General features: G+C 73.7%; 18 protein-coding genes and 1 riboswitch. Of the genes, 10 read left to right on the forward strand and 8 right to left on the reverse strand.

Translation table 11 applies throughout. The features are described 5' to 3' along the window. A partial coding sequence (locus ACJOT3_RS12030; RefSeq protein WP_406971949.1) for an aldehyde dehydrogenase family protein occupies positions 1-450 on the reverse strand: 450 nt, incomplete at its 3' end. 216 nt (positions 451-666) lie between these two features. Then, positions 667-851: riboswitch (cobalamin riboswitch) on the reverse strand. 117 nt (positions 852-968) lie between these two features. Between ACJOT3_RS12030 and ACJOT3_RS12035 the strand changes: the two genes are divergently transcribed. Further along, positions 969-2,753 (forward strand): hypothetical protein, encoded by a 1,785-nt coding sequence (locus tag ACJOT3_RS12035; RefSeq protein ID WP_406971951.1) that lies wholly within the window; start codon positions 969-971, stop codon positions 2,751-2,753. Here ACJOT3_RS12035 and ACJOT3_RS12040 read toward each other — a convergent pair. Next, positions 2,710-3,186, reverse strand: a complete 477-nt coding sequence (locus tag ACJOT3_RS12040; protein WP_406971953.1) for a MarR family winged helix-turn-helix transcriptional regulator — start codon at positions 3,184-3,186, stop codon at positions 2,710-2,712. The genes ACJOT3_RS12035 and ACJOT3_RS12040 overlap by 44 nt on opposite strands. 45 nt (positions 3,187-3,231) lie before the next feature. On the opposite strand from ACJOT3_RS12040, the gene ACJOT3_RS12045 reads away from it, so the two are divergent. Next, complete coding sequence (locus ACJOT3_RS12045) at positions 3,232-3,606, forward strand: nuclear transport factor 2 family protein (RefSeq protein ID WP_406971955.1); 375 nt, start codon at positions 3,232-3,234, stop codon at positions 3,604-3,606. Here ACJOT3_RS12045 and ACJOT3_RS12050 read toward each other — a convergent pair. Next, positions 3,603-5,732, reverse strand: coding sequence for an AAA family ATPase (locus ACJOT3_RS12050; protein ID WP_406971957.1), 2,130 nt, complete (start codon positions 5,730-5,732; stop codon positions 3,603-3,605). The two genes, ACJOT3_RS12045 and ACJOT3_RS12050, sit on opposite strands and share 4 nt — an antisense overlap. A 279-nt stretch (positions 5,733-6,011) precedes the next feature. Between ACJOT3_RS12050 and ACJOT3_RS12055 the strand changes: the two genes are divergently transcribed. Then, positions 6,012-7,379, forward strand: a complete 1,368-nt coding sequence (locus tag ACJOT3_RS12055) for an MFS transporter (RefSeq protein ID WP_406971959.1) — start codon at positions 6,012-6,014, stop codon at positions 7,377-7,379. 12 nt (positions 7,380-7,391) lie between these two features. Here the strand turns inward: ACJOT3_RS12055 and ACJOT3_RS12060 are convergent, their stop codons facing one another. Continuing rightward, the gene (locus tag ACJOT3_RS12060) at positions 7,392-7,994 is read right to left on the reverse strand and encodes a TetR/AcrR family transcriptional regulator (protein ID WP_406971961.1); all 603 of its coding nucleotides are present in this window, start codon (positions 7,992-7,994) and stop codon (positions 7,392-7,394) included. A 454-nt stretch (positions 7,995-8,448) separates the two neighbouring features. Here ACJOT3_RS12060 and ACJOT3_RS12065 point away from each other — a divergent pair, with 454 nt between their 5' ends. After that, the gene (locus ACJOT3_RS12065; RefSeq protein WP_406971963.1) at positions 8,449-9,549 is read left to right on the forward strand and encodes a WD40/YVTN/BNR-like repeat-containing protein; all 1,101 of its coding nucleotides are present in this window, start codon (positions 8,449-8,451) and stop codon (positions 9,547-9,549) included. Position 9,550: 1 nt separating this feature from the next. Further along, positions 9,551-9,835, forward strand: a complete 285-nt coding sequence (locus ACJOT3_RS12070) for a ubiquitin-like small modifier protein 1 (protein ID WP_406971965.1) — start codon at positions 9,551-9,553, stop codon at positions 9,833-9,835. A 292-nt stretch (positions 9,836-10,127) separates the two neighbouring features. Here ACJOT3_RS12070 and ACJOT3_RS12075 read toward each other — a convergent pair whose 3' ends face one another. After that, positions 10,128-11,318 (reverse strand): DUF418 domain-containing protein, encoded by a 1,191-nt coding sequence (locus tag ACJOT3_RS12075; RefSeq protein WP_406971967.1) that lies wholly within the window; start codon positions 11,316-11,318, stop codon positions 10,128-10,130. A 452-nt stretch (positions 11,319-11,770) separates the two neighbouring features. Between ACJOT3_RS12075 and ACJOT3_RS12080 the strand changes: the two genes are divergently transcribed. From ACJOT3_RS12080 to ACJOT3_RS12090, 3 genes are all read left to right on the forward strand, one after another. Next, a complete protein-coding gene (locus tag ACJOT3_RS12080; protein ID WP_406971969.1) occupies positions 11,771-12,949 on the forward strand; it encodes a sensor histidine kinase in 1,179 nt (392 codons plus the stop codon). A gap of 52 nt (positions 12,950-13,001) precedes the next feature. Beyond that, positions 13,002-13,640: a response regulator transcription factor gene (locus ACJOT3_RS12085; RefSeq protein WP_406971971.1), complete on the forward strand. Its 639-nt coding sequence runs from the start codon at positions 13,002-13,004 to the stop codon at positions 13,638-13,640. 141 nt (positions 13,641-13,781) lie between these two features. Continuing rightward, positions 13,782-14,795, forward strand: coding sequence for a zinc-binding dehydrogenase (locus ACJOT3_RS12090; RefSeq protein ID WP_406971973.1), 1,014 nt, complete (start codon positions 13,782-13,784; stop codon positions 14,793-14,795). A 248-nt stretch (positions 14,796-15,043) separates the two neighbouring features. Here ACJOT3_RS12090 and ACJOT3_RS12095 read toward each other — a convergent pair whose 3' ends face one another. Next, positions 15,044-16,501 (reverse strand): SDR family NAD(P)-dependent oxidoreductase, encoded by a 1,458-nt coding sequence (locus tag ACJOT3_RS12095; protein WP_406971975.1) that lies wholly within the window; start codon positions 16,499-16,501, stop codon positions 15,044-15,046. Positions 16,502-16,649: 148 nt separating this feature from the next. On the opposite strand from ACJOT3_RS12095, the gene idi reads away from it, so the two are divergent. Both idi and ACJOT3_RS12105 read left to right on the forward strand, forming a co-directional pair. Further along, positions 16,650-17,174 carry an isopentenyl-diphosphate Delta-isomerase gene (idi, locus tag ACJOT3_RS12100; RefSeq protein ID WP_406972019.1) on the forward strand — a complete coding sequence of 175 codons (525 nt, stop codon included), beginning with the start codon at positions 16,650-16,652 and terminating at the stop codon, positions 17,172-17,174. Positions 17,175-17,684: 510 nt separating this feature from the next. Next, the gene (locus ACJOT3_RS12105; protein WP_406971977.1) at positions 17,685-18,380 is read left to right on the forward strand and encodes an HAD family hydrolase; all 696 of its coding nucleotides are present in this window, start codon (positions 17,685-17,687) and stop codon (positions 18,378-18,380) included. A 151-nt stretch (positions 18,381-18,531) separates the two neighbouring features. Here the strand turns inward: ACJOT3_RS12105 and ACJOT3_RS12110 are convergent, their stop codons facing one another. Further along, positions 18,532-18,846 (reverse strand): DUF6221 family protein, encoded by a 315-nt coding sequence (locus tag ACJOT3_RS12110; protein ID WP_406971979.1) that lies wholly within the window; start codon positions 18,844-18,846, stop codon positions 18,532-18,534. A gap of 200 nt (positions 18,847-19,046) precedes the next feature. After that, positions 19,047-19,892: a glutamate ABC transporter substrate-binding protein gene (locus ACJOT3_RS12115; RefSeq protein ID WP_406971981.1), complete on the reverse strand. Its 846-nt coding sequence runs from the start codon at positions 19,890-19,892 to the stop codon at positions 19,047-19,049. Positions 19,893-19,964 lie beyond the last annotated feature (72 nt).

Here is a 19,964-nt window from a genome sequence, read left to right on the forward strand (position 1 = left end):
GAACGGGGTGATGCCTGCGACCACGCCCAACGGCTGGCGCAGCGAGTGGACGTCGATGCCGGTTCCGGCGTTGTCGGTGAACTCGCCCTTGATCAGGTGCGGGATGCCCGCCGCGAACTCGACCACCTCCAGTCCGCGCTGGAGGTCGCCGTGGGCGTCGGGGACGGTCTTGCCGTGCTCGGCCGAGAGCAGGCGCGCGATCGCCTCGCGCTCGGGCTCGACCAGCTGGAGGAACCTCAGGAACACCCGGGCCCGGCGCTGCGGGTTCCAGGAGGCCCACTCGGCCTGGGCGGCGACCGCGTCGGCGATGACCGACTCGGTCTCGGCCCGGTCGGCCAGCGGCACGCGGGCCTGGACCGTGCCGGTGTTGGGGTCGAAGACGTCGCCCAGCGCCGCCGAGCGGCCGGGGACGCGTTCGCCGTGGACGAAGTGCGTCAGGACTTGGACCATGGGTCATCCGTCTCTCTTGTGGAGGTCACGGAGGCGAGGCATGAGAAGCGGCATGCGGAACGGGGGCCGTGTGCGGTGGCACGGCCGACCGCCGCCCCGGGGTGGCGGGGCGGTGGGTTCAGTGATGCCGCGGGGTCGCTGTGGTCGCTCGCCGTGGACGGGTGCCGTGGGCGCGCTGCGTCGTCATGCGTGTTCGCTCCATCCTCGTGGACCGCACGTACTCGAAAACCCACGGCCGGTATCCTGACTCCCGGTTCTGCGCGACTCCCCCGCCTTCCCGGTTCTCACCAGTGGCTTCGTGGGGGACGCTCCCCGGTCACAGTGGCGGGACCGTGCCGGATTCTCACCGGCTTCCCTGACACCGCGGGCCTGTGCGCCCCACCATATAGTTGGACGTCCAAGTAAATCCAGGGGGTGCGCCCCGCGAGTTCGTGCCCGGTTCGGCGGAACCTTGTGAACAGGGGCCGCGAACAGGGGCTTTGTCGCGGCGACTCCGGTATCGATAGGCTCACCGGCTTGTGAGCGACAACGTGGAACGGGATCCCGGACCGGGACGCCGCGAGGCGGCCCGCCCCCTCGCCCTGACCCCCGACTGGGGCACCGTGCACACCCGCCTCGACGTGCTGCTCGTCGTCCACAGCCTCACCTGCGCCACCCGCATCGCCGACGTGCTGCCCGCCTTCGACGACCCCCGCGTCCAGCTCCACTGCGCCCGCACCACCGGCGGCGTCTTCGCCGCCGGAGTCGACGAACACCTGCGCGCCAACGGACTCGAACCACTGCCCTGGGAGACCGCGCGGGAAATGGAATTCGACCTCGTCGTCGCCGCGAGCCTCGGCGACGACCTCCACGAAATCCATTCCAAAATCCTGCGGCTGCCCCACGGAAACGGATACAATAAACACTGGAATAGCACCGGGAGCCGGGAGCCGGGAGCCGGGAGCCGGGAGCCGGGAGCCGGGAGCCGGGAGCCGGGAGCCGGGAGCCGGGAGGTCTTCGGCCTGTCCGACGGCACCCTCAAACACCAGGGCAGACTCGTCCCCGGCGCCATCGCCCTCTCCCACCACGAACAACTCGACCGGCTCCGTGAAGGCTGCCCCGACGCCCTACCCCTCGCCTTCCTCGCCGGCGACCCCTGCCACGACCGCCTCCTCGCCAGCCTGCCCCGCATCCTCCACTACCGGCGCGCCCTCCTGCCCCACCCCGAGCGCACGCTCATCACCATCAATTCCACCTGGAAACACGAATCCCTTTTCGGCATCGACCCCTCCTACATTCCCGAGATCATCGCCGAACTCCCCCACGACGAATTCCAGGTCGCGCTCATCCTCCACCCCAACGTGTGGGCCGCACACGGACGGCGCCAGATCGAATCCTGGCTCGCCGAAGCCCTGCGCTCCGGCCTGCTGCTGATCCCGCCCGACGAGGGCTGGCGGGCCGCCGTCGTCGCCGCCGACCACGTCATCTCCGACCACGGCTCCGTCGGCGTCTACGCCGCCGCACTGGGCAGACCCGTCCTCCTCGCACCCGAGGGCCGCGCGGCCGTCGACCCGCGCAGCGGCCTCGGCCGCCTCTACACGACCGCACTCCCCCTCGACCGGCACGCCCCGCTGCGCCCCCAGCTCGCCAAGGCCGCCGAACTGCGCGAGCGCACCCGCGCCGTCGCCGAGACCTGGGTCAGCTCCGCCCCCGGCGCCTCCCTCGACCTCATCCGCGCCCGGGCCTACCGGATGATGGGCGCCGCGCCGCCGCCCGGGCGCCCGCCCCGGCTCGCCGTTCCGGTACCGGAGATCCGGCGCGGAGGACCGGGCTCGCTGTGGACCGCCGTCGAGCCCGCCCCCGGTGAACCCGGCGTCCTGCGGGTCCGCCGCACCCCCGCGGCCGTCCTGCCCCAGGGGCCCGGGGACGCGGCCCTCGTCTGCTCCGACGACGAGCCGGACCACCGGCTGGCCGCGGCGGCGGACGTGTTCACCGCCGCCCGCGACACCCTGCCCGCCGCGGCCGGGCGGTGGTCGGACACCGTGTTCGCGCACCGGCCCGGCACCCGGGTCACCGCCGTCCACGCACCCGACGGGGTGGAGCTGCGCACCCGCGGCGGCGATGTGTTCGCCCTGCGCTTCGACCCGCCGCTGCCGGACGACCACCACCTCGCGGCGAGCGTCCTGGCCGAGCGGATGGTCTGCGCCGACACCCCGCCCACCCGGGAGTCGGTCGCCGCCCTGGGGTCGCTGCGGCTGCGCGTGTCCGCCGAGCGCACCGTCACCGTCGGTCTACGTCCCGCCGGTGACGATCCCGTTCCATGAGCGCGGCCATCAGCCGCTGAAAGGTCCGCACGTCCTCCTGCGGCCAATCTTCGGCCAGTTCGGCGAAGACCGCCTCCTGCCAGCGCCGGGCGGACCGGAGCAGTTCCACGCCCTGTTCCGTCACCACCAGGACGCGCGCCCGGCGGTCGCCGGGCGCGGCCTCCTTGCGGAGGTGACCGCGTTCGACGGCCCCCGCCACCATGCGGCTCGCCCCCGACTGGTCGATGCCCAGCTCCCCGGCCACCGCGTTCACCGTCGCCCGGTCCCCCAGGTCGGCCACCGCCTCGACCACCATCACGTCACGGCCGTTCGCGTCGTCCCCGTCGGTGCCGTTCCAGCCGCGCGCCCAGTGGCGTACGAACCGGAAGAGCAGCCGCCCGGGACCGTCCTCGTGCCCGGCCATCGCCCCACCCTTCTTGTATGCGTTTCGCATACACTAGTGGAGAAGCATGCGGATCGCATACATCTGGAGGCGCACATGGACCCGCTGCCCGCAACCCTCGACCGCTGGCACGCGGCGGTCAACACCCGTGACCTCGACGCGGTCCGCGCCCTCACCGCGGAGGACGTGGAGGTCGGCGGCCCCCGGGGCTCGGCCCGGGGCATCGCAGTCCTCCTGGACTGGGTCGGCGCCTCCGGTATCCGGTTGGAGCCGACCGGGGTGTTCCCCGTGGACGGTCGGCGGACCGTGGTCGCCCAGGACGCCACCTGGCCCGGCCGCCCCGACCACGTCCCCGGGACGGCCCCGGTCGCCACCGCCACCCTCTTCGAGGTCCACGGCGGCCGGGTGACCCGGGTGCTGCGCTTCGACGAAGGAGTCGAGGCCGCGCTGGCGGCCGCCCGGGAACTCTAGGGGAGCCCGGCGAGTTTGGCGGCGACCCGCTCGACGGCGGCGGTGTCGGCGATGAGGCCGTAGACCTCCAGGGCGTGCTCCCAGAGCCCACGGGCCTGTTCCCCAGAGGCCAGGTCGCCCAGCAGTTCCAGGGCCTTGCCCACCTGACGGGCGCGGTCCGCCTTCACGAACCGCTCCAGGGCCGCCTCCAGCGGGGCGAGCGCCCGTTCGGCGTCTCCGAGAAGGCGGGCCTGGTTGAACAGGACCTTGCCCTCGTTGGCGAAGTCCGGGCCCTTCTCGTCCGCGTGCTTGCGGAACCACTCCGCGGACTTCCTGTACCGGTCCAGCGCCGCCGCCTCGTCGCCGCGCAGCAGCGCGACGTCGCCCTTGTGCATGTGGTGCAGGGCGATGGGCCGGGCCCGGGAGTGGTCCAGGAAAGGCAGGGACCCGTCCAGGAGCGCGTCGGCGGCGTCGGGGTTCCCGCGGCGGCGCTCCAGGATGCCCAGCCACTCCAGGGCCGCGCCCTTGCCGTGGACCCTCTTCGCGTCCCGGTGGGAGGCGGCCTCCAGGGAGCGGCGCAGGTGCTCCTCCGCCTCGTCCAGGCGACCCCGGCCCAGCAGGGCCTCACCCCACTGGGCGTGCATGCGGGCGATCGCGTCCTGGTTCCCACAGGCCTCGGCGTCCTCTGTGCCCAGGGCGAGGACGGTGGCCCGTGCGTCCCAGTGTCCGTAGGCCGCGAAGAAGGCGTTGGTCGCCTCGGCGGCCTGCCAGGCGTACCCCGGCTCGGGGAGGCTCCCGTCCCAGATCCTGCCGGACCGGCTCGTACAGGCGATGATCGCGTCGAGGTTGGCCTCGAACCACTCGTGGGAGGTGGGACCGCGATCCACCGGGCCGGAGACCCACTCTGCGCTGCGGTCGCGCACCCGGCGGCGGTGCCCCAGCCAGGGTTCGAGGTCCCCGGGTGTCGCCGCGGCGTCCTGGTGGACCTTGTTCGCCGCGCGGAAATCGGGCAGCGGCACCGGGGAGGGCTTCGTGTACAGCGGTCCCAGCTTCCAGCGTCCCGCGGTGTCGGCGGCGACCGCACCGTGCAGGTAATAGGAGGCGACCAGGTCCCGCACCCGCGCCCGCTCCTGCGCGGTGCCGCGCCCGCGGGCGGTCAGCCCCGCGTGCTCGTAGGTGAGGTCCTCCATGATGTGGCGCCCGCCCGGGGCCTGCTTCACCAGGCTGCGCCCGGCCAGCAGGTCCAAGGCGGCGTCCGCCTCCTTCACGGCACCGGGGAACAGGGCATGCACCAGCCAGCGGTCGAAGTCCCTGGTGGGGTGCGAACCCAGCGCCCGGTACAGGTACGCGGCGTCCTGCGGCAGCTCGTCGTAGAAGACGTCGAAGACCGCGGCGGGCCGCTGGACGCTCTCCACCGACTCCTCCAGGAGGGTGAGCCGCCCCGACTCCTCCATCCGGGCCACCAGCTCGGCGACGGACAGGGTGCTGCGGTCGTGGAGCAGGGAGGCGGCGTGCCCCGCGATCAGCGGGATACCCTCGCAGAGCGCGACCAGGCGGGCGAACGCCGCCCCGTCGACGAGGCGCTCCTCGTTCCCCACGATGTCGCGCAGCAGCGCCGCCACCGCCTCATCGGCCAAAGGCTCGATCGGCAGGGAGAAGGGCGCGTGCAGCCCCAGGCCCTTGATCGGGGTGCGGCTGGTGGTGATGACCACCATGCCCGGCAGATCCGGCAGGAACGGCTCCACCTGCGCGGCCGAACGGACATCGTCCAGCAGCACGACCACCGGGCGGCCCTCGGTGTGCTGCCGGAAACGGTGCAGCTTACCCTCCAGGGTGTCGAACCCGGGGGCGTCGGTGTCCACGCCCATCTGCCGGAAGTACTGGTCGCAGACCTCCTCGATCCCCCGGCCGGCGCCCTCGCCCGGGTCGCCCCCGCAGGGGACTGCGATCTGGGCGTGCCCGAAGTGCTCGCGGTTCTGGTTGATCCAGGTGACAACGGTGGCGGTCTTGCCCACCCCGGGCGGCCCCACCACACAGCACAGGCGACGGCCGTCCTCCTCCCCTGCCTGGGCCAGGAAGTCGTCGAGCCGAGCAAGCTCCGCCTCCCGGTTCTGGAACCGGGAGGTCCGCCGGGGCAGGATGCGCACGGCTCGACGCTCTGATTGCCCGAGCCCCACGGCACCGTGCACGGTGCCGATCTGGATGAGAGTGCCGTGAATGGTGCCTTGGGAGGTGTTGTGCGTGCCGCTCACGGCGCCCATCCTGGCCGAGATCGGTGGCGGGCACCAGACTTTCGGCGGAACCGGACGGGCCGGTACCGGTCACGGGGTGTTCCGGACGGGGACTTAGGGTGGCTGCGAGGCCCGGTTCCCCGCCCCCGTGGCGCCCCCGCCGCAGCCGGGCCGGAAAGGTCCGGTGATCCTCCCGTGTCCTCCGAACCCTCCGAGTCCTCCCCCGGTCCGCGGTCGGCCACCGCCGAAGGCTCGCTCGGCGGGCGTTTCTGGGCGTTCTGGTCGGCCGCGCTGGCCGCGAACCTGAGCGACGGCGTCGCCATGATCGCGATGCCGTGGCTGGCCTCCTCCCTCACCTCCGACCCGGTACTGGTCGCCGCGGTGGCCACCGCCGGGCGACTGCCCTGGCTGCTGCTGGCGCTGCCCGCCGGGGTGCTCATCGACCGGCTGCCCCGCATCCCCGTGATGGCCGGGGCCGGGACCGTCCGGCTGGTCCTGTGGGCGGCGCTGGCCGCCGTGGTGTTCTCCGGGGCGGCGTCGGTACCGCTGCTGGTGGTGTTCGCGTTCTGCTTCGGCGCGCTGGAGGTCTGCTACGACACCGCCGCGGAGACGGTCGTCGCCTCGCTGGTCCCCCGGGAGCGGCTGGAGCGCGCCAACGGGCACGTGCGCACCGGCGCGCTGGTCGTCCAGGAGTTCGGCGGGCGGCCGATCGGCGGCCTGCTCCTGACCCTCGGGCTGTTCGCGCCGTTCGTGGTCAACGCCGTGGCGCTGGTGGTGTCGGTCCTGGCGCTGTTGCGGGTGCGTGCGGTGGACCCGGCCGGGGGCGGCGGCAGGGCGGGGCGCGCACACGCCGCAGGGCGCGGCGAACCGGCCGGGGGCGCGCCGGGCACCGGGCAGGGCGCGGCCGTTCCGCGGCGGCGGGGGCTGCGGGGTGTCGGCGCGGACCTGGCCGAGGGGGTGCGGGCGATCCGGCGGCAGCCGCTGCTGCGGCTGGTCGCGGGCATCGCCCTGTTCGTCAACGGGTGCTACGCCACCGCCCTGTCCACCCAGGTGCTGTTCATGCAAAACGTGCTCGGCCTGGGGCCGGTCGGGTTCGGCCTGATGATGGCGTTCGCCGCGGTCGGCGGGGTCGTCGGCGGCCAGTCGGTGGCCCGGCTGCGGTCGGTGCTCCCGCACGGCACGCTGCCGGTGGTCTGCCTGGCCGCCACCAGCCTGGTCTACTGCGTGATCGCGGCGCTGCCGGCCACCCCCGTGGTCGCCGGTGGATACCTGCTGGCCAGCGGGCTGATCCTCGGCTACGCGGTGGCGATGACCTCCATCCGCCAGCGCATCACACCCGACCGGCTGCTGGGCCGGGTCAACGCCGCCATGCGCACAGTGAGCTGGGGTGTCAGTGCACTGGGCATGGCGGCGGGCGGGGTGATGATCGCCGCCCTCACCCCGCTGACGGGGCATGAGGGCGCTTTGCGCGCCCCCTATGCCCTCATCGGTGCGGTCGGACTGGTCGTCGTCGTGTTCTTCGGCCGCAGGCTCACACGCCTGGTCCGCGAATACGACGTCTGAGTCCCCTTTCCCTCAGCCGGAACCGCCGCTCAGCGAGCCCAGCAGCGTGTAGGCCTCGTCCATGCGGTCCGGGAAGACGTCCGGACTCTGGGCCAGGCGCATGGCCGTCAGCTCGCAGGCCATGGCGATGTGCGAGGCCAGGACGGCCACGTTCTCCGGGGCGCCGACCTCCATCAGCGCTCCGGAGAGTCGGGTCGCCCGCTGTTGGCGGGTGAGCAGGTAGCGGGAGCGCAGGTCGGTGCTCTCCCGCAGCAGCCGCACCAGGACGACCGAGTGCGCCGGGGAGAGTGCGGCGTGCGGACGGGCGGCGACGCAGGCCTCCCTCAGCAGCTCGACGGCGGCTCCGAGGTCGTCTCCCAGTGGCCTGGGAGCCTTGTCGCGCACGTAGGTGCACAGGCGCTCGACCTCCGCGCCCTCGTCGGCGAACAGCACCTGCTGTTTGTCGCCGAAGTAGCGGAAGAAGGTCGTGCGACCCACCTCGGCGCGCTCGGCGATGGCGGCGACCGTGACGTTGTCGAATCCGTGCTCGGCGAAGAGCTGGAAGGCGGCTGACACGATCATGGCCCGGGCCTTGCGGCGTTTGCGGGCGTGAAGTGTGTCGGGGGGGTGATGCATGAGGCGGACCCTATCGAGTGGACCCGGTTCCACCTGGGGCGTGGGACCATTGGGACGGTAGTCCCGAAACGCCCCCTGAGGGCCGGGAGAGCGGGAAGTCGTCTGAGCCTGAGTGGGGTTTTGGAACGCATCCGCACGGGCTCAGGCCCCGTCCCGTACGGTGACGCCGGTTGGGCCGGAATTTTATTGCAGAGCGACCCTGGTCTGACAACCGCCGTACCCTCGATAGACGAATCCCCTTGCCCATAAGGTTTCCGACCATGTGGAGGTTATGGCCTCCGCGGGACGACATTTCCCGGCGACACCAATTCGCCACCCACGGTAAATCGTTCGGGTTCCTAACTATTGAAGGCTCATAGATGACCGGAACCCCGAACCTCCCTCGGTCTGTCTCCCCGTTTGTCGCCGCACCGTGCAAGAGTGGGGTGATCCGCTTCACGATACGGAGCCGAGCATGACGTATTTACTGGTCATCGGCACACGCAAAGGCCTCTTCACCGCCACCGGCGAGGACCGGCGCACCTGGGAGGTGCGCGGCCCGCACCGGCTCGACAGCGCCGACTACGCGAGTATGAGCGCCGTGTACGCGGTCGGGATCGACCCGCACAGCGGGCGCATCCTGGCCGGTGCGGAAAGCTCGCATTTCGGCCCGAGTGTCTGGTACAGCGACGACGCCGGGGAGAGTTGGCGGGAACCCGCGGCCGCCCCGCTGGTCTTTCCCGAGGACACCGACGCCTCGCTCACGCGGGTCTGGCAGTTCGCGTTCGGGGACACGCCCGGTGTCGTCCACGCCGGGGTGGAGCCGCACGCGCTGTTCCGGTCCGCCGACGGCGGGCAGAGCTTCGATCTGGTCCGCGCCCTGTGGGACCACCCGCACCGGGCCGACTGGTTCCCCGGCGCGGGCGGCGGGGCGGTGCACACGATCCTGCCCGGGGTGCTGGGCAGCGGCGAGCGCTCGCCCGAGGCGATGACCGTGGCCATGTCCACCGGCGGGGTCTACCAGACCCGGGACGACGGATCGAGCTGGGCACCGGCCAACCGGGGCATCTCCGCGGTCTTCCTGCCCGAGGACGAGCCCGAGTACGGCCAGTGCGTGCACAAGGTGGCGCTGGCCCCCGACGGGTCGATGTACGCCCAGAACCACCACGGCGTCTACCGGTCCGAGCACCCCGCCCGGGAGGGCTGGCGGGCGGTCGAGGAGGGGCTGCCCACCGACTTCGGGTTCGCGGTGGTGGCGCACCCCCACCTGCCGGGCACGGCGCTGAACTTCCCGGTGGTCAGCCAGGAGGTGCACCTGCCGCCGGAACACCGGCTGGGCGTGTACCGGACCGACGACGGCGGCGGGCGGTGGATCCCGGCCGTCGAGGGGCTCCCGGAGGAGCCGTACTTCGGCATCGTGCTGCGCGACGCCGCCTGTACGGACGGGGCCGACTCCCCGGGCTTCTACTTCGGTACCCGGGGCGGCGACGTGTACGCGGCCGACGATGGCGGCCCCTGGCACCGGGTGGCCGCGCACCTGCCCGATGTCCTGTGCGTGCGTGCGACGGAGGTGTGAGGTGAGCGTGACGGTCCACCTTCCCGGTCTGCTGCGGGCGGACGCCGGGGGCGCCGCCCACCTGCCCGTGGACGTCGGCCCGGCGGCGGTGCTGCGCGACGTGCTGGACGGCCTGGTGTCCGAGCATCCCGGCCTGGACCGGCGCATCCGCGACGAGCAGGGCCGCCTGCGCCGGTACGTCAACGTGTTCGTGGACGCCGAGGAGTGCCGGGCCCTCGACGGCCTGGACACCCCGGTGCCCGAGGGCACCGACATCCGCATCCTCCCCTCCGTCGCCGGCGGCTGACCCCGCCCGCACCGGCTGCCCACCCGGCACCTCCCGTGACCGGCGCCCCGCCCCCGAGGGGAGCGCCGGTCGCCCGCGAGTCCCGCGCCGCGCTCCGCCCACCGGTGCCCGACCGCCGAGGCGACCTCGCCCGTCGCCGGCCGGTGGCCCGAGCGAGCCGGTCGGCGGGATCCGCCCCCGGGGGAACCGATCTCTGCTGCCCGGCGGCGGAGCGGGCGGGCCGATACCGGTCGGCTGCCTAGATGGGCGGGCGAGATCTTCCGGCGGGGCGAACGGCGGTGGGCCGGGAGGGCTAGGAGGCCTGGGCGGGGCTCGGTCTGCGGCGGAGTGGCAGGACGCGCAGGTGGGTGAGCATGCGCCACAGCCACTCCAGCGGTCCGTAGCGGAAGCGGGCCGACCACAGGCGGGCGAACACCAGCATCACCGCGAAGTACCCGGCGGCCAGCGCGTGCTGGGCGAGCATCGGGATCTGTGTCTCCCAGGGGCCCATCACCAGCAGGAACACCGCCGTGCTGCCCAGGTAGACGGTGAGCGTCATGCGTCCCAGCGGGGCGAGCGCACCCAGGGCGCGTGCCGCACCGCGCCGTCTGCGCATCAGCCACCACACCAGCCCCAGGTAGAACAGGGCGCCGCCCAGCCCCATCAGGGTGCCGGCGAACGAGGTGAGCAGGTGCGCGGCCGGGTGCACCACCGGCATCCCCTCCGGGCCGAGCACCGGCACCCCGTCGGCGCCGAACTCCATGGGGAACAGCAGGTCGGAGCCGAACATCAGGCCGATGCCCAGGATCTGCCCGGCCAGGCCGACCCACACCATGGCCGCGGGCAGCCGGGAGGGCTCCCCCGACCGCGCGGGGTCCAGCTCGGGGCGCCGGGCCAGCCAGACCCCGACGCAGAAGAACCCGAGGGTCTGCGGGACCATCAGGAACAGCACCGACCACTCGCCCGGGAGCGGTACGAGGTTCTCGACGAAGGGCGCCGCCGCGAAGGCGATCGCCGCGGCGATCAGCGGCCGTCCCCGGCCGCCGGCCAGCAGGACCGGCATCAGCGGCGCCAGCACCAGTGCGGTGATGGAGTAGTGGGTGAGGATGTCGCCGGAGAACACCAGCAGGTGCGGCAGGCCGAACAGCAGGCCGAGCGCGACGTAGCGGCGCAGCATCAGCGCGAGCGGCCGTTCGCCGCGCCCGTCCGCGGCCTTCCAGGCCAGGACAGCGCCGATGCCGAGCAGCACCATGAGCATGGCCCGGGCCTTGCCCGACATGAGCAGCGACAGCACCCCGTCCACCGCCGAGGCGGCGGTGCCCAGGGGCCGTTCCCCCGCGCTCTCCGCGGAGAAGACGACGACGGTCACGTTCATCATGACCACGCCGATCATGGCCAGCGCCCGCGCGACGTCGAGGAACTCCACCCGTCGCCGCGCCGCGGGCGGCCGTGCCGCCCCGGCCGCCGGCGGTCGCACCTCCCCGGTCCCGGCCGTCTCCGTCATCTGCTCTCCTGCCATCGGACTCCCCTTCGTCGTCTCCCCGGCCCGCCATGCCCCGCCGGATGCCTTGGTCCTGCCGCGCCCCGCCGCCTCCACCCGTGCGAACGCCCATGCCGCGCCCCCCGGGGCCGCCGCGCAACGGGACGGCCCGTACGGGGACTCCGCGGCCGGGGCCCGTACGGGCTGCTCCGCGCCGGCGTGGGCGGCCGCTCCGGGAGGCCGTCCACGGGGCGACCGCGCCCGTTGCGGGAGGACCCACTGGTGGGGCACCTCTCCCGGGCGACGGCCCGCGTGGGTGTCGGCGGTGGGTGTCGGTAGTGGTGTCGGTGCGGGATGCGCCGACCTTTTCAAGGGTGGTGGGCGGGCCCGGGGGGCCGCATCGGCCGAAAGTGCGGTCCCGGATCTCGTACTTTCGGCCGAGGGCGGGAAAAGGGCCGCGCCCTAGGCTGAAGGACATGGGGCTGAACAGGATCGTCGAGGTGCTCGGCGGCCCTCTGGGGGAGCGGATCCTCTGGGGTGGCGCGGGCGTCGTGCTCGCGCTGGCCGTCGTCGCGGACCTGCTGACCGTGCGCAGCGGGCTGGCGGCGGACACGTGGCCGGGGCCGCCGCACGGGCCGTGGGACTGGCTGCCCGCGACCTCGGGCGCGGTGGCCGGGGGGCTGGTGCTGCTCGCGCTGCGGCCACGGGCCGGGGCGGCGGCCACCGGCTGGGCGGCGCTGGCCGTGCCGCTGGTGGTGGCGGCCGCCTCGCTGGCGCTGTGGCCACAGCCCAAGGGGATGTTCGGGTACCCCATCGCGGTCTCCGAGGCGTTCGCCCTGCTGCTGGCCCTGGCCGTCACGGCGCTGCGCTGCGACGCCCGGTGGATCGGCGCGGTGTCGGCCGCGGCCTTCCTGGCGGCGGCCTCCGACCGGCTCCGGGAGGGCTCGGGCGACTCCCTCACCTCGGCCCTGCTGCTGGTCGCGGTGGGCCTGGCACCGGGGCTGTACCTGCGGTGGCGCCGGTACCAGCGGGAGTACCACGTGGAGCGGGCGCGGACCCAGGAGCGGCTGGCGGTCGCCCGCGACCTGCACGACGTGGTGGCCCACGAGGTCACCGGGATCGTCGTCCAGGCGCAGGCGCTGCGCCGGATCGCCGACACCAGACCCGAGGCCGCGGTGCGGGCGCTGCCCGAGATCGAGGCGGCCGGGGCGCGTGCCCTGGAGGCGATGCGCTCCCTGGTGTCGCGGCTGCGCGAACCCGATGAGGCGCCACCGGTGCCGGACGCGGCGCAGGGCCTGGCCCGGCTGGCGGGCACCGTGGGCGGCCTGGAGGTGGAGGTGCGGGTCGACGGCTCCCTGACCGGACTGGCGCCCGAGGTGGGCACCGCGCTGGTGCGGATCGCCGAGGAGGCGGTCACCAACGCCAGACGCCACGCGCGCGGCGCCTCGCTGGTGTCGGTCGAGGTGGAGGCCGGGACCGGGGACGGGGTGCGCATGGCGGTGCGCGACAACGGCCGCGGGTCGGGCGGCGGAGGCGGCTTCGGGCTGGTGGGCATGGCGGAGCGGGCGCGGCTGCTGGGCGGTGGGCTGACCGCCGGTCCGGGCGGCGGCGGCTGGGAGGTGCACGTCCACCTCCCGGAAAGACCCTGTGGATAACCGCCGGGACGGCTCCGGACCGGGCACAGTGAAGGTGGAACGGGGGTGCCGGATGGCGATCAGGGTCCTGCTGGCGGACGACCAGCAGATGGTGCGGACGGGATTCCGCTACATGTTGGAGGCCGAGGACGACATCGAGGTGGTCGGCGAGACCGGGGACGGCCTGGAGGCCGTCCGGCTCGCCCGGGAGCGGCGCCCCGACGTGGTCCTCATGGACATCCGCATGCCGGGTATCGACGGCCTGGAGGCCACCCGGCGGCTGGCGGCCGACCCGGTCAAGGTGGTCGTGGTGACCACGTTCGACCTCGACGAGTACGTCAACGAGGCGCTGTCCGCGGGCGCCGTCGGCTTCCTGCTCAAGGACGCCGGGGCCGGGCTGCTGGTGGAGGCGGTGCGGGCCGCGATGCGGGGCGACGCGCTCATCTCACCGGCGATCACCGTCCGGCTGATCCGGCACTTCGCCACCGGCGGCGGGCCGGTGCGGGTACGCGACGACGGCGGGCTCACCGCACGGGAGCTGGAGATCACCCGGACGGTGGCGCTGGGCCGCACCAACACCGAGATCGCCGCGCAGCTGCACGTCACGCTGAGCACGGTCAAGTCCCACCTGACCAGCATCCAGACCAAGCTGGGCACCCGCAACCGCACCGAGCTGGTCGCCTGGGCCTTCCGCAACGGGCACGTCGAGTGAGCGCGGGCCCGGCCTTTGACGAAACCCTGACCCGCCACACGATCCCCCCTGGATCCCGTTCGACCCACCGCGCAGGATCGTGGTGGCACACCCCCGGAACCGGGGGAAAAAGGACGATCACGACTTCTGCGAGGCTCTGCCATGGCGACGATGCGCGCTGCCCGGCTCAACGTGCGGACCAACACCCTGGAGGTCAAGGAGGTGCCCCGGCCGGTCCCCGGGCGCGGGCAGGTCCTGGTGCGGGTGAAGGCCGCCGGGGTGTGCCTGTCCGACGTGCACCTCATCGACGGCACGCTCGAACCGCTCTACCTGGAGGGCGACGAGGTCACCCTGGGGCACGAGGTGGCGGGGGTGGTCGAGGAGCTCGGCCCGGAGGTCGTCGACACCGAGGTGGGCGAACGTGTGGCGCTCCAGGCGGGCCAGGTCGACCACCACGGCCGGGTGCTCACCCGGGGTGTGGACTACGACGGCGGCTGGGCGGAGTACGCGCTCGCCGACGAGGAGACCCTGGTCCCCCTCCCGGACGACCTGCCCTTCGAACAGGCGGCGATCATCCCGGACGCGGTGTCCACCCCGTGGGCCGCGGTCACCACCACCGGTGACGTCGGCCCGGCCGAGGCGGTGGCCGTGTGGGGTGTGGGCGGTCTGGGCGCCCACGCGGTGAAACTGCTGCGCCTGGTGGGCGCGGCGCCGATCATCGCCGCCGACCCCGACCCGCAGGCCCGGGAACGGGCCCTGGACTTCGGCGCGGACGTGGCCCTGGACTCCACCGCCCCGGACTTCCTGGCGAAGGTCGGCGAGCTGACCGACGGCCACGGGCTGGCGGTGGCGTTCGACTTCGCGGGGGTGCCGGTGGTGCGCGAGCAGGCGCTCCAGGTGCTCGGCGAGCACGGCCGCCTGGTCCTGGTGGGCCTCACCGACGAACCCCTGGAGGTCAAGGACGGCACCCGGTTCAGCTACCTCAAGCAGCAGATCCTGGGCCACTACGGCTCGGAGGCCGAACACGTGATCCAGCTCGTGCAGCTGGTCCGGGCGGGCCGCCTGGACTTCTCCACCTCGATCAGCGGCACCTTCCCCCTGGAGGAGGCACCAGCGGCGGTGGAACGTCTGGAGAAGCGGATCGGCTCACCGGTCCGCCTCATCCTCCAGCCATGAGCCGACGCCGGACCCGGCCGTCCCGGCCCCTCTGGGCCCGGGGCCGCCGGGCGCAGCCACCGGCCGCCGCCGGACCCGGGCTCCGTCGGCCGGGCCGCCGGGTGCCCGAGCGGCCGGACCACCGCGCCGCCGGGGCAGTCGACCGCCGCCGGGGCCAAGCTCCAGCGGCCGGAGCGCCGGGGCCACTCGGGCAAGCCTCGGGCACCAGGCCGCGGTCACCGGGTGGGGTCACGGTCAGCGGGTGGGGGTCACCAGGCGGCGGGCGCGTAGTCCTTGAGGAAGCAGCCGTGCAGGTCCTCGCCGAGCTCGCCCCGGACGATGGGGTCGTACACACGCGCGGCCCCGTCCTCCAGGTCCAGGGGCGCGTGGAACCCCTCCTCGGCCATCCGCTCCTTGTCGGGGTGGGGCCGCTCGTCGGTGATCCACCCGGTGTCGACGCTGGTCATGAGGATGCCGTCGGCCTCCAGCATCTCCTGGGCGCTGGTGCGGGTGAGCATGTTGAGCGCCGCCTTGGCCATGTTGGTGTGCGGGTGGCCCGGACCCTTGTAGCCGCGGCCGAACACCCCCTCCATGGCGGACACGTTGACGATGTAGGTGCGCCGCGCGGTCGAGGCGGCCAGCGCCGGGCGCAGCCGGTCCACCAGCAGGAACGGCGCGGTGACGTTGCACAGCTGGACTTCGAGCATCTCGACGGGCTCGATGTCGCCGATCCGGTCGGTCCAGCTGTTGTCGGCGGCCAGGTCGGGCAGCAGCCCCCCGGCGTCGACGGCGGTGCCCGCGCGCACCCGCTCCAGCGACGCCGACCCGGTGGTGAGCGCCAGCGAGGTGAGCATCTCGGGGGTGAGCGCGTTGCGGTCCAGGGCGTCGGAGGACTCCAGGGCAAACTGACCCACCCCGCCCAGCACGAGCGGGCGCGGCAGGTGGCCGCCGGTGAGGGGGTGGGCCTCGGCCTCGATGAGCGGCCCGTAGGAGGCCGGGGAGCGGCGCACCGTCTGGGCGGCGTTGTTGATGAGGATGTCGAGCGGGCCCTGGGCGGCCACCTCGTCGGCCAGGCGCAGCACCTGGGCGGGGTCGCGCAGATCGATGCCGACGACGTTCAGCCGGTGCAGCCACCGGTCGCTGTCGGGCATGGCGGCGAACCGGCGGACGGCGTCGTTGGGGAACCGTGTGGTGACGGTGGTGTGCGCCCCGTCGCGCAGCAGCCGCAGCGCGATGTACATGCCGATCTTGGCGCGGCCGCCGGTGAGCAGGGCCCGCCGCCCGGTCAGGTCGGTGCGGGCGTGGCGGCGCTCCCTGTTGAACGCGGCGCAGTCCGGGCACAGCTGGTGGTAGAACGCGTCGACCTCGCGGTACTTCTGCTTGCAGATGTAGCACCCGCGCGCCTTGCGCAGCACCCCGGCGAGCTCCCCGGTGCTGCCGCTGCTGAGGGCCCGCCCGTTGGTCTCGTCGTCGATGCGGTCGGGGGCGGCGGTGGCGGTCGCGGCGAGCACCGCGTCGTCGTGGGCCTTGCGCGCGTCGCGGCGCTCCCTGCGGCGGGTCTCCTTGACCGCCTTGAACAGCTTGGCACTGGCCCGCTGGAGGGTGAGGGAGTCGGGGTGGTCGCTGGGCAGCGCGCCGACCCGGGCGATCACGTCCAGGCACACCCGCATCTGCTCGGGGTCGATGGACCCTGCCTCCTGGGCGGCCACCGTGTTCGTCTCCGTCATCCGCTCACTCCACTGGACGTCCTGCCGGGCGTGACTCTTCGCCCAGAGGAACCTTATGCGCACGAAACGGTGTCCGGGACGGGTGACCATGGAGGGACACAGGTGACGCGGGTACACCGCGGACGGGGGGAGTCCAGTGATCCGACCGATGGCCGCCGAGCGCGAGCTCGTGGTGCTGCTCGACGACGACCACCAGCGGGTGGGGACGGCGGACAAGGCGACGGTGCACACCGCCGACACCCCGCTGCACCTGGCGTTCTCCTGCTATGTCCGGAACTCCTCCGGGCGGATCCTGCTGACCCGCCGCGCCCTGGGCAAGACCACCTGGCCGGGTGTGTGGACGAACAGCTGCTGCGGCCACCCGGCGCCGGGCGAGGACCTGGAGGCGGCGGTGCGCCGCCGGGCGGGCCAGGAACTGGGGCTGTCCCTGTCCGAGGTGCGCCCGGCGCTGCCGGACTTCCGGTACCGGGCGGTGTCGGCGGAGGGGATCGTGGAGAACGAGTTCTGCCCGGTGTTCTGGGCGCTGGCCGACGACGTCCCGGACCCGGACCCGGCCGAGGTCGCCGAGTTCGCCTGGACCCGCTGGGAGGACCTGGTGGCGGTGGCCGAGCGCACCCCGTGGCTGCTCAGCCCGTGGGCGGTGGAGCAGATCCCCCTCCTGAAACGCCTCTGAGCCCCCGCCCGCGAACAACCCCCGCCGCCGTGACCGCTGCCGGAGCCGCCACCGCCGGAGCGACCACCACCATGGCCGCCGCCGGAGCGACCACCGCGGGGCATCGCCGCGAACACCGTCGACACCCGGGAACGGCCACCGCGCCGCCGCCGGGCCCACCCGCGACGCAGGCGACGGTCCCGCCACGGGCCGTCACCCCCACCGCCGCGACCGCTACCGGAGCGACCGCCTTTGCCACCCCACGCCGCCAGAGCGGCCACCGCGCCGCCGCCGGGCCCACCCGCGGCGCAGGTGATGGCCCCGCCGCCGCGACCGCTACCGGAGCGATCGCCGCGGCCACCGCACGCCTCCGGAGCGGCTACCGCATGCCGCCGTGGCCGTCCGCGGCGCGGACGACGCCGCCCACCAACGCCGCCCACCTCCGTGAGCACCGCGACCACCGCGACAGGGCCCGGGGATCGGGGTAGGACTCCGGTCGGCACGTCCCTCCTCCCCCCTGGAGTCTCACCGATGTCCCCTGTCCCCCCGGGCCGGGCCGCACGCCCGGCCGTGGTCGCCTTCGACGTCCTCGACACCCTCTTCCCCCTGGCTCCGCTGGAGTGGCGGTTCCGGGAGGCGGGCATCCCCCGGGTCCTGATGGCCCGCTGGGCCGACCACCTGGCGCGGGACGTGTTCGCCCTGGCGCTGGTCGGCGGCGGGCGGTCCTTCGAGGACGTGGTGCGCACGGCGCTGCGCGACGTCACCGGCCACCAGATCGCCCCGGCCGCCGAGGACACGATCGTGGACGGGCTGTCGGAGCTGGAGCCGCGCCGGGAGGCGGCCGCGGCCCTGAGGGCTGTGCGCGAGGCGGACCTGCGGGCGGTGGTGTTCGGCAACGCTGGCCCGGCGACGACCCTGGAACTGGTGGAGCGGGCCGGTCTGGAGGGGCTGGTGGAGGGGGTCATGGGCGGCGGCCCGGGCCGGGCGTGGAAGCCGTCCCCGGAGGCCTACCGGGCGGCGGCGCGCTCCCTGGGCGTGGCGCCGGGGCGGCTGGCGCTGGTGACGGCGCACGGCTGGGACGTGGCGGGAGCGGCCCGCGCGGGGCTGGTCACGGGCTGGTCGGCGCATCTGGAGCGCAGGTTCCCAGCGGTCTTCGGCGCCCCGGACGCGACGGGGGCCGACCTGGTGGAGACGGTCCGGGCCCTGCCCGGCCTGGCCGCTCCCTGAGCGGTCCCAGCCCCCTGAGAGGCTCAGGCCTCTGTCCGGCTCCATCACCCTGAGCGGCTCCAGGCCCCTGACCGGTTCCAGCACCCCGGCCGCTTCCGGCGCCCTGAGCGGCTCCGGCGCACCGCCGGCCGGCCGGTCCTCCCAGGGAGGTTCAGTCCTCCCAGGAGGTGTCGTACTGCGGATGGGCCCGGTAGACGGCGGCCAGGTACTTCACCGCCAGCCGCCAGGCCAGCAGCTCGGACCAGGGGTCCTCGCCCTGCCGCGCGGGCACGGGGGGCGCCCCGGCCATGGTCGGCTGGAGGCTGCGCATGCTGGCGTGGTGCGCGCGCGTGTACCCCTGGACGATCTTGCGCTTGGCGGCGACTTCGGCCAACGCCCGGTCCCGGCCGCGTGCTCCCACGGGTACGGCCTTCGACGCGCGTTCGTCCTCGTCCAAACGCGCGGTCAGGAACTCGACGATGGTCAACGGACAACTCCTATCCTGGGCCCCCAATGCCTTACATAAGGGTCAGTATCTGCCATATCCCCCGGGCGGGCCACTGCCCGCCACCGCCAGCGACCACCTGCGACCGCCTGCCACCACCAGCGACCGCACGCCACGGCCCACGGCCTCCCCGAACACACCGGTGGGAGCGGCCCCGCCGCTCCCACCGCCACCACCGCAGGTCAGTCGCAGCCCTCGAACTGGGGAACGCTGTACACCATCTCCAGGTCGGTCTCCCCGAACCAGCGGTCCAGCATCTCGGCGGCGTCGCCCTCCTGGTACATCCGGCTGATCGCCTTGTTCACGGCCTCGCAGGCCTCGATGTCGCCGTACGGCAGCCCCACACCGTACTTCTCGTCGGTGAACGGGTTGTTGACGAAGCGGAACGCGTCGGGGGTCTGGGCGAAGAATCCGGCCAGGATCAGGTTGTCGGTGGACACCGCGTCCACCCGCCCCGCCCGCAGCTCCTCGATGCAGTCGCTGTAGGTGTCCTGCTCCGTCCCCTCCACCGGCACCCCCAGGCCCTCGGTGATGCGGGCCGCCGAGTTGGAGCCCGCGCTCTGGCACACGGACAGGCCCTCCAGGTCGCGCGCGCCCTGGATGTCGGTGGCGTCGGCGCTCACCAGAACGTCCTGTTTGGCCACGTAGTAGGGGCCGCCGAAGGTCACCTGGGTCTTGCGGGCGGGGGTGATGGAGTAGGTCGCCACGACCATGTCCACCTCGCCGCCGATCAGCATGTCCTCGCGTTCGGCCGAGCTGAGCCCGACGAACTCCACGTTCTCCGCGGGGATCCCGAGCTGCTCGGCGATGTACAGGGCCACGTCGACGTCGAAGCCCTCGAACTCGCCGCTGCCCTCCGCGGTCTCCAGCCCCAGCCCGGGCTGGTCGAACTTGACTCCCACGACGAGCGAGTCCGCGTCGACCAGCGACTCCTCCCCGCCCAGCACCGCGGAGCAGGCGGGCAGCCCGAGCACCGCCGTGGCGGCCAGTGCGGCCGCGGCGGCGACGCGGCGGTGTCGAAACCTCATCGGCCTTGTCCTTGTCTCTTTCGGGGGGTCGGGATCCGGGGGTCGGGTTTCTCTCCGTGGGTCACCGGTCAC

The sequence above is a fragment of the Nocardiopsis protaetiae genome, assembly GCF_045446735.1.
Lineage (GTDB): Bacteria > Actinomycetota > Actinomycetes > Streptosporangiales > Streptosporangiaceae > Nocardiopsis > Nocardiopsis protaetiae.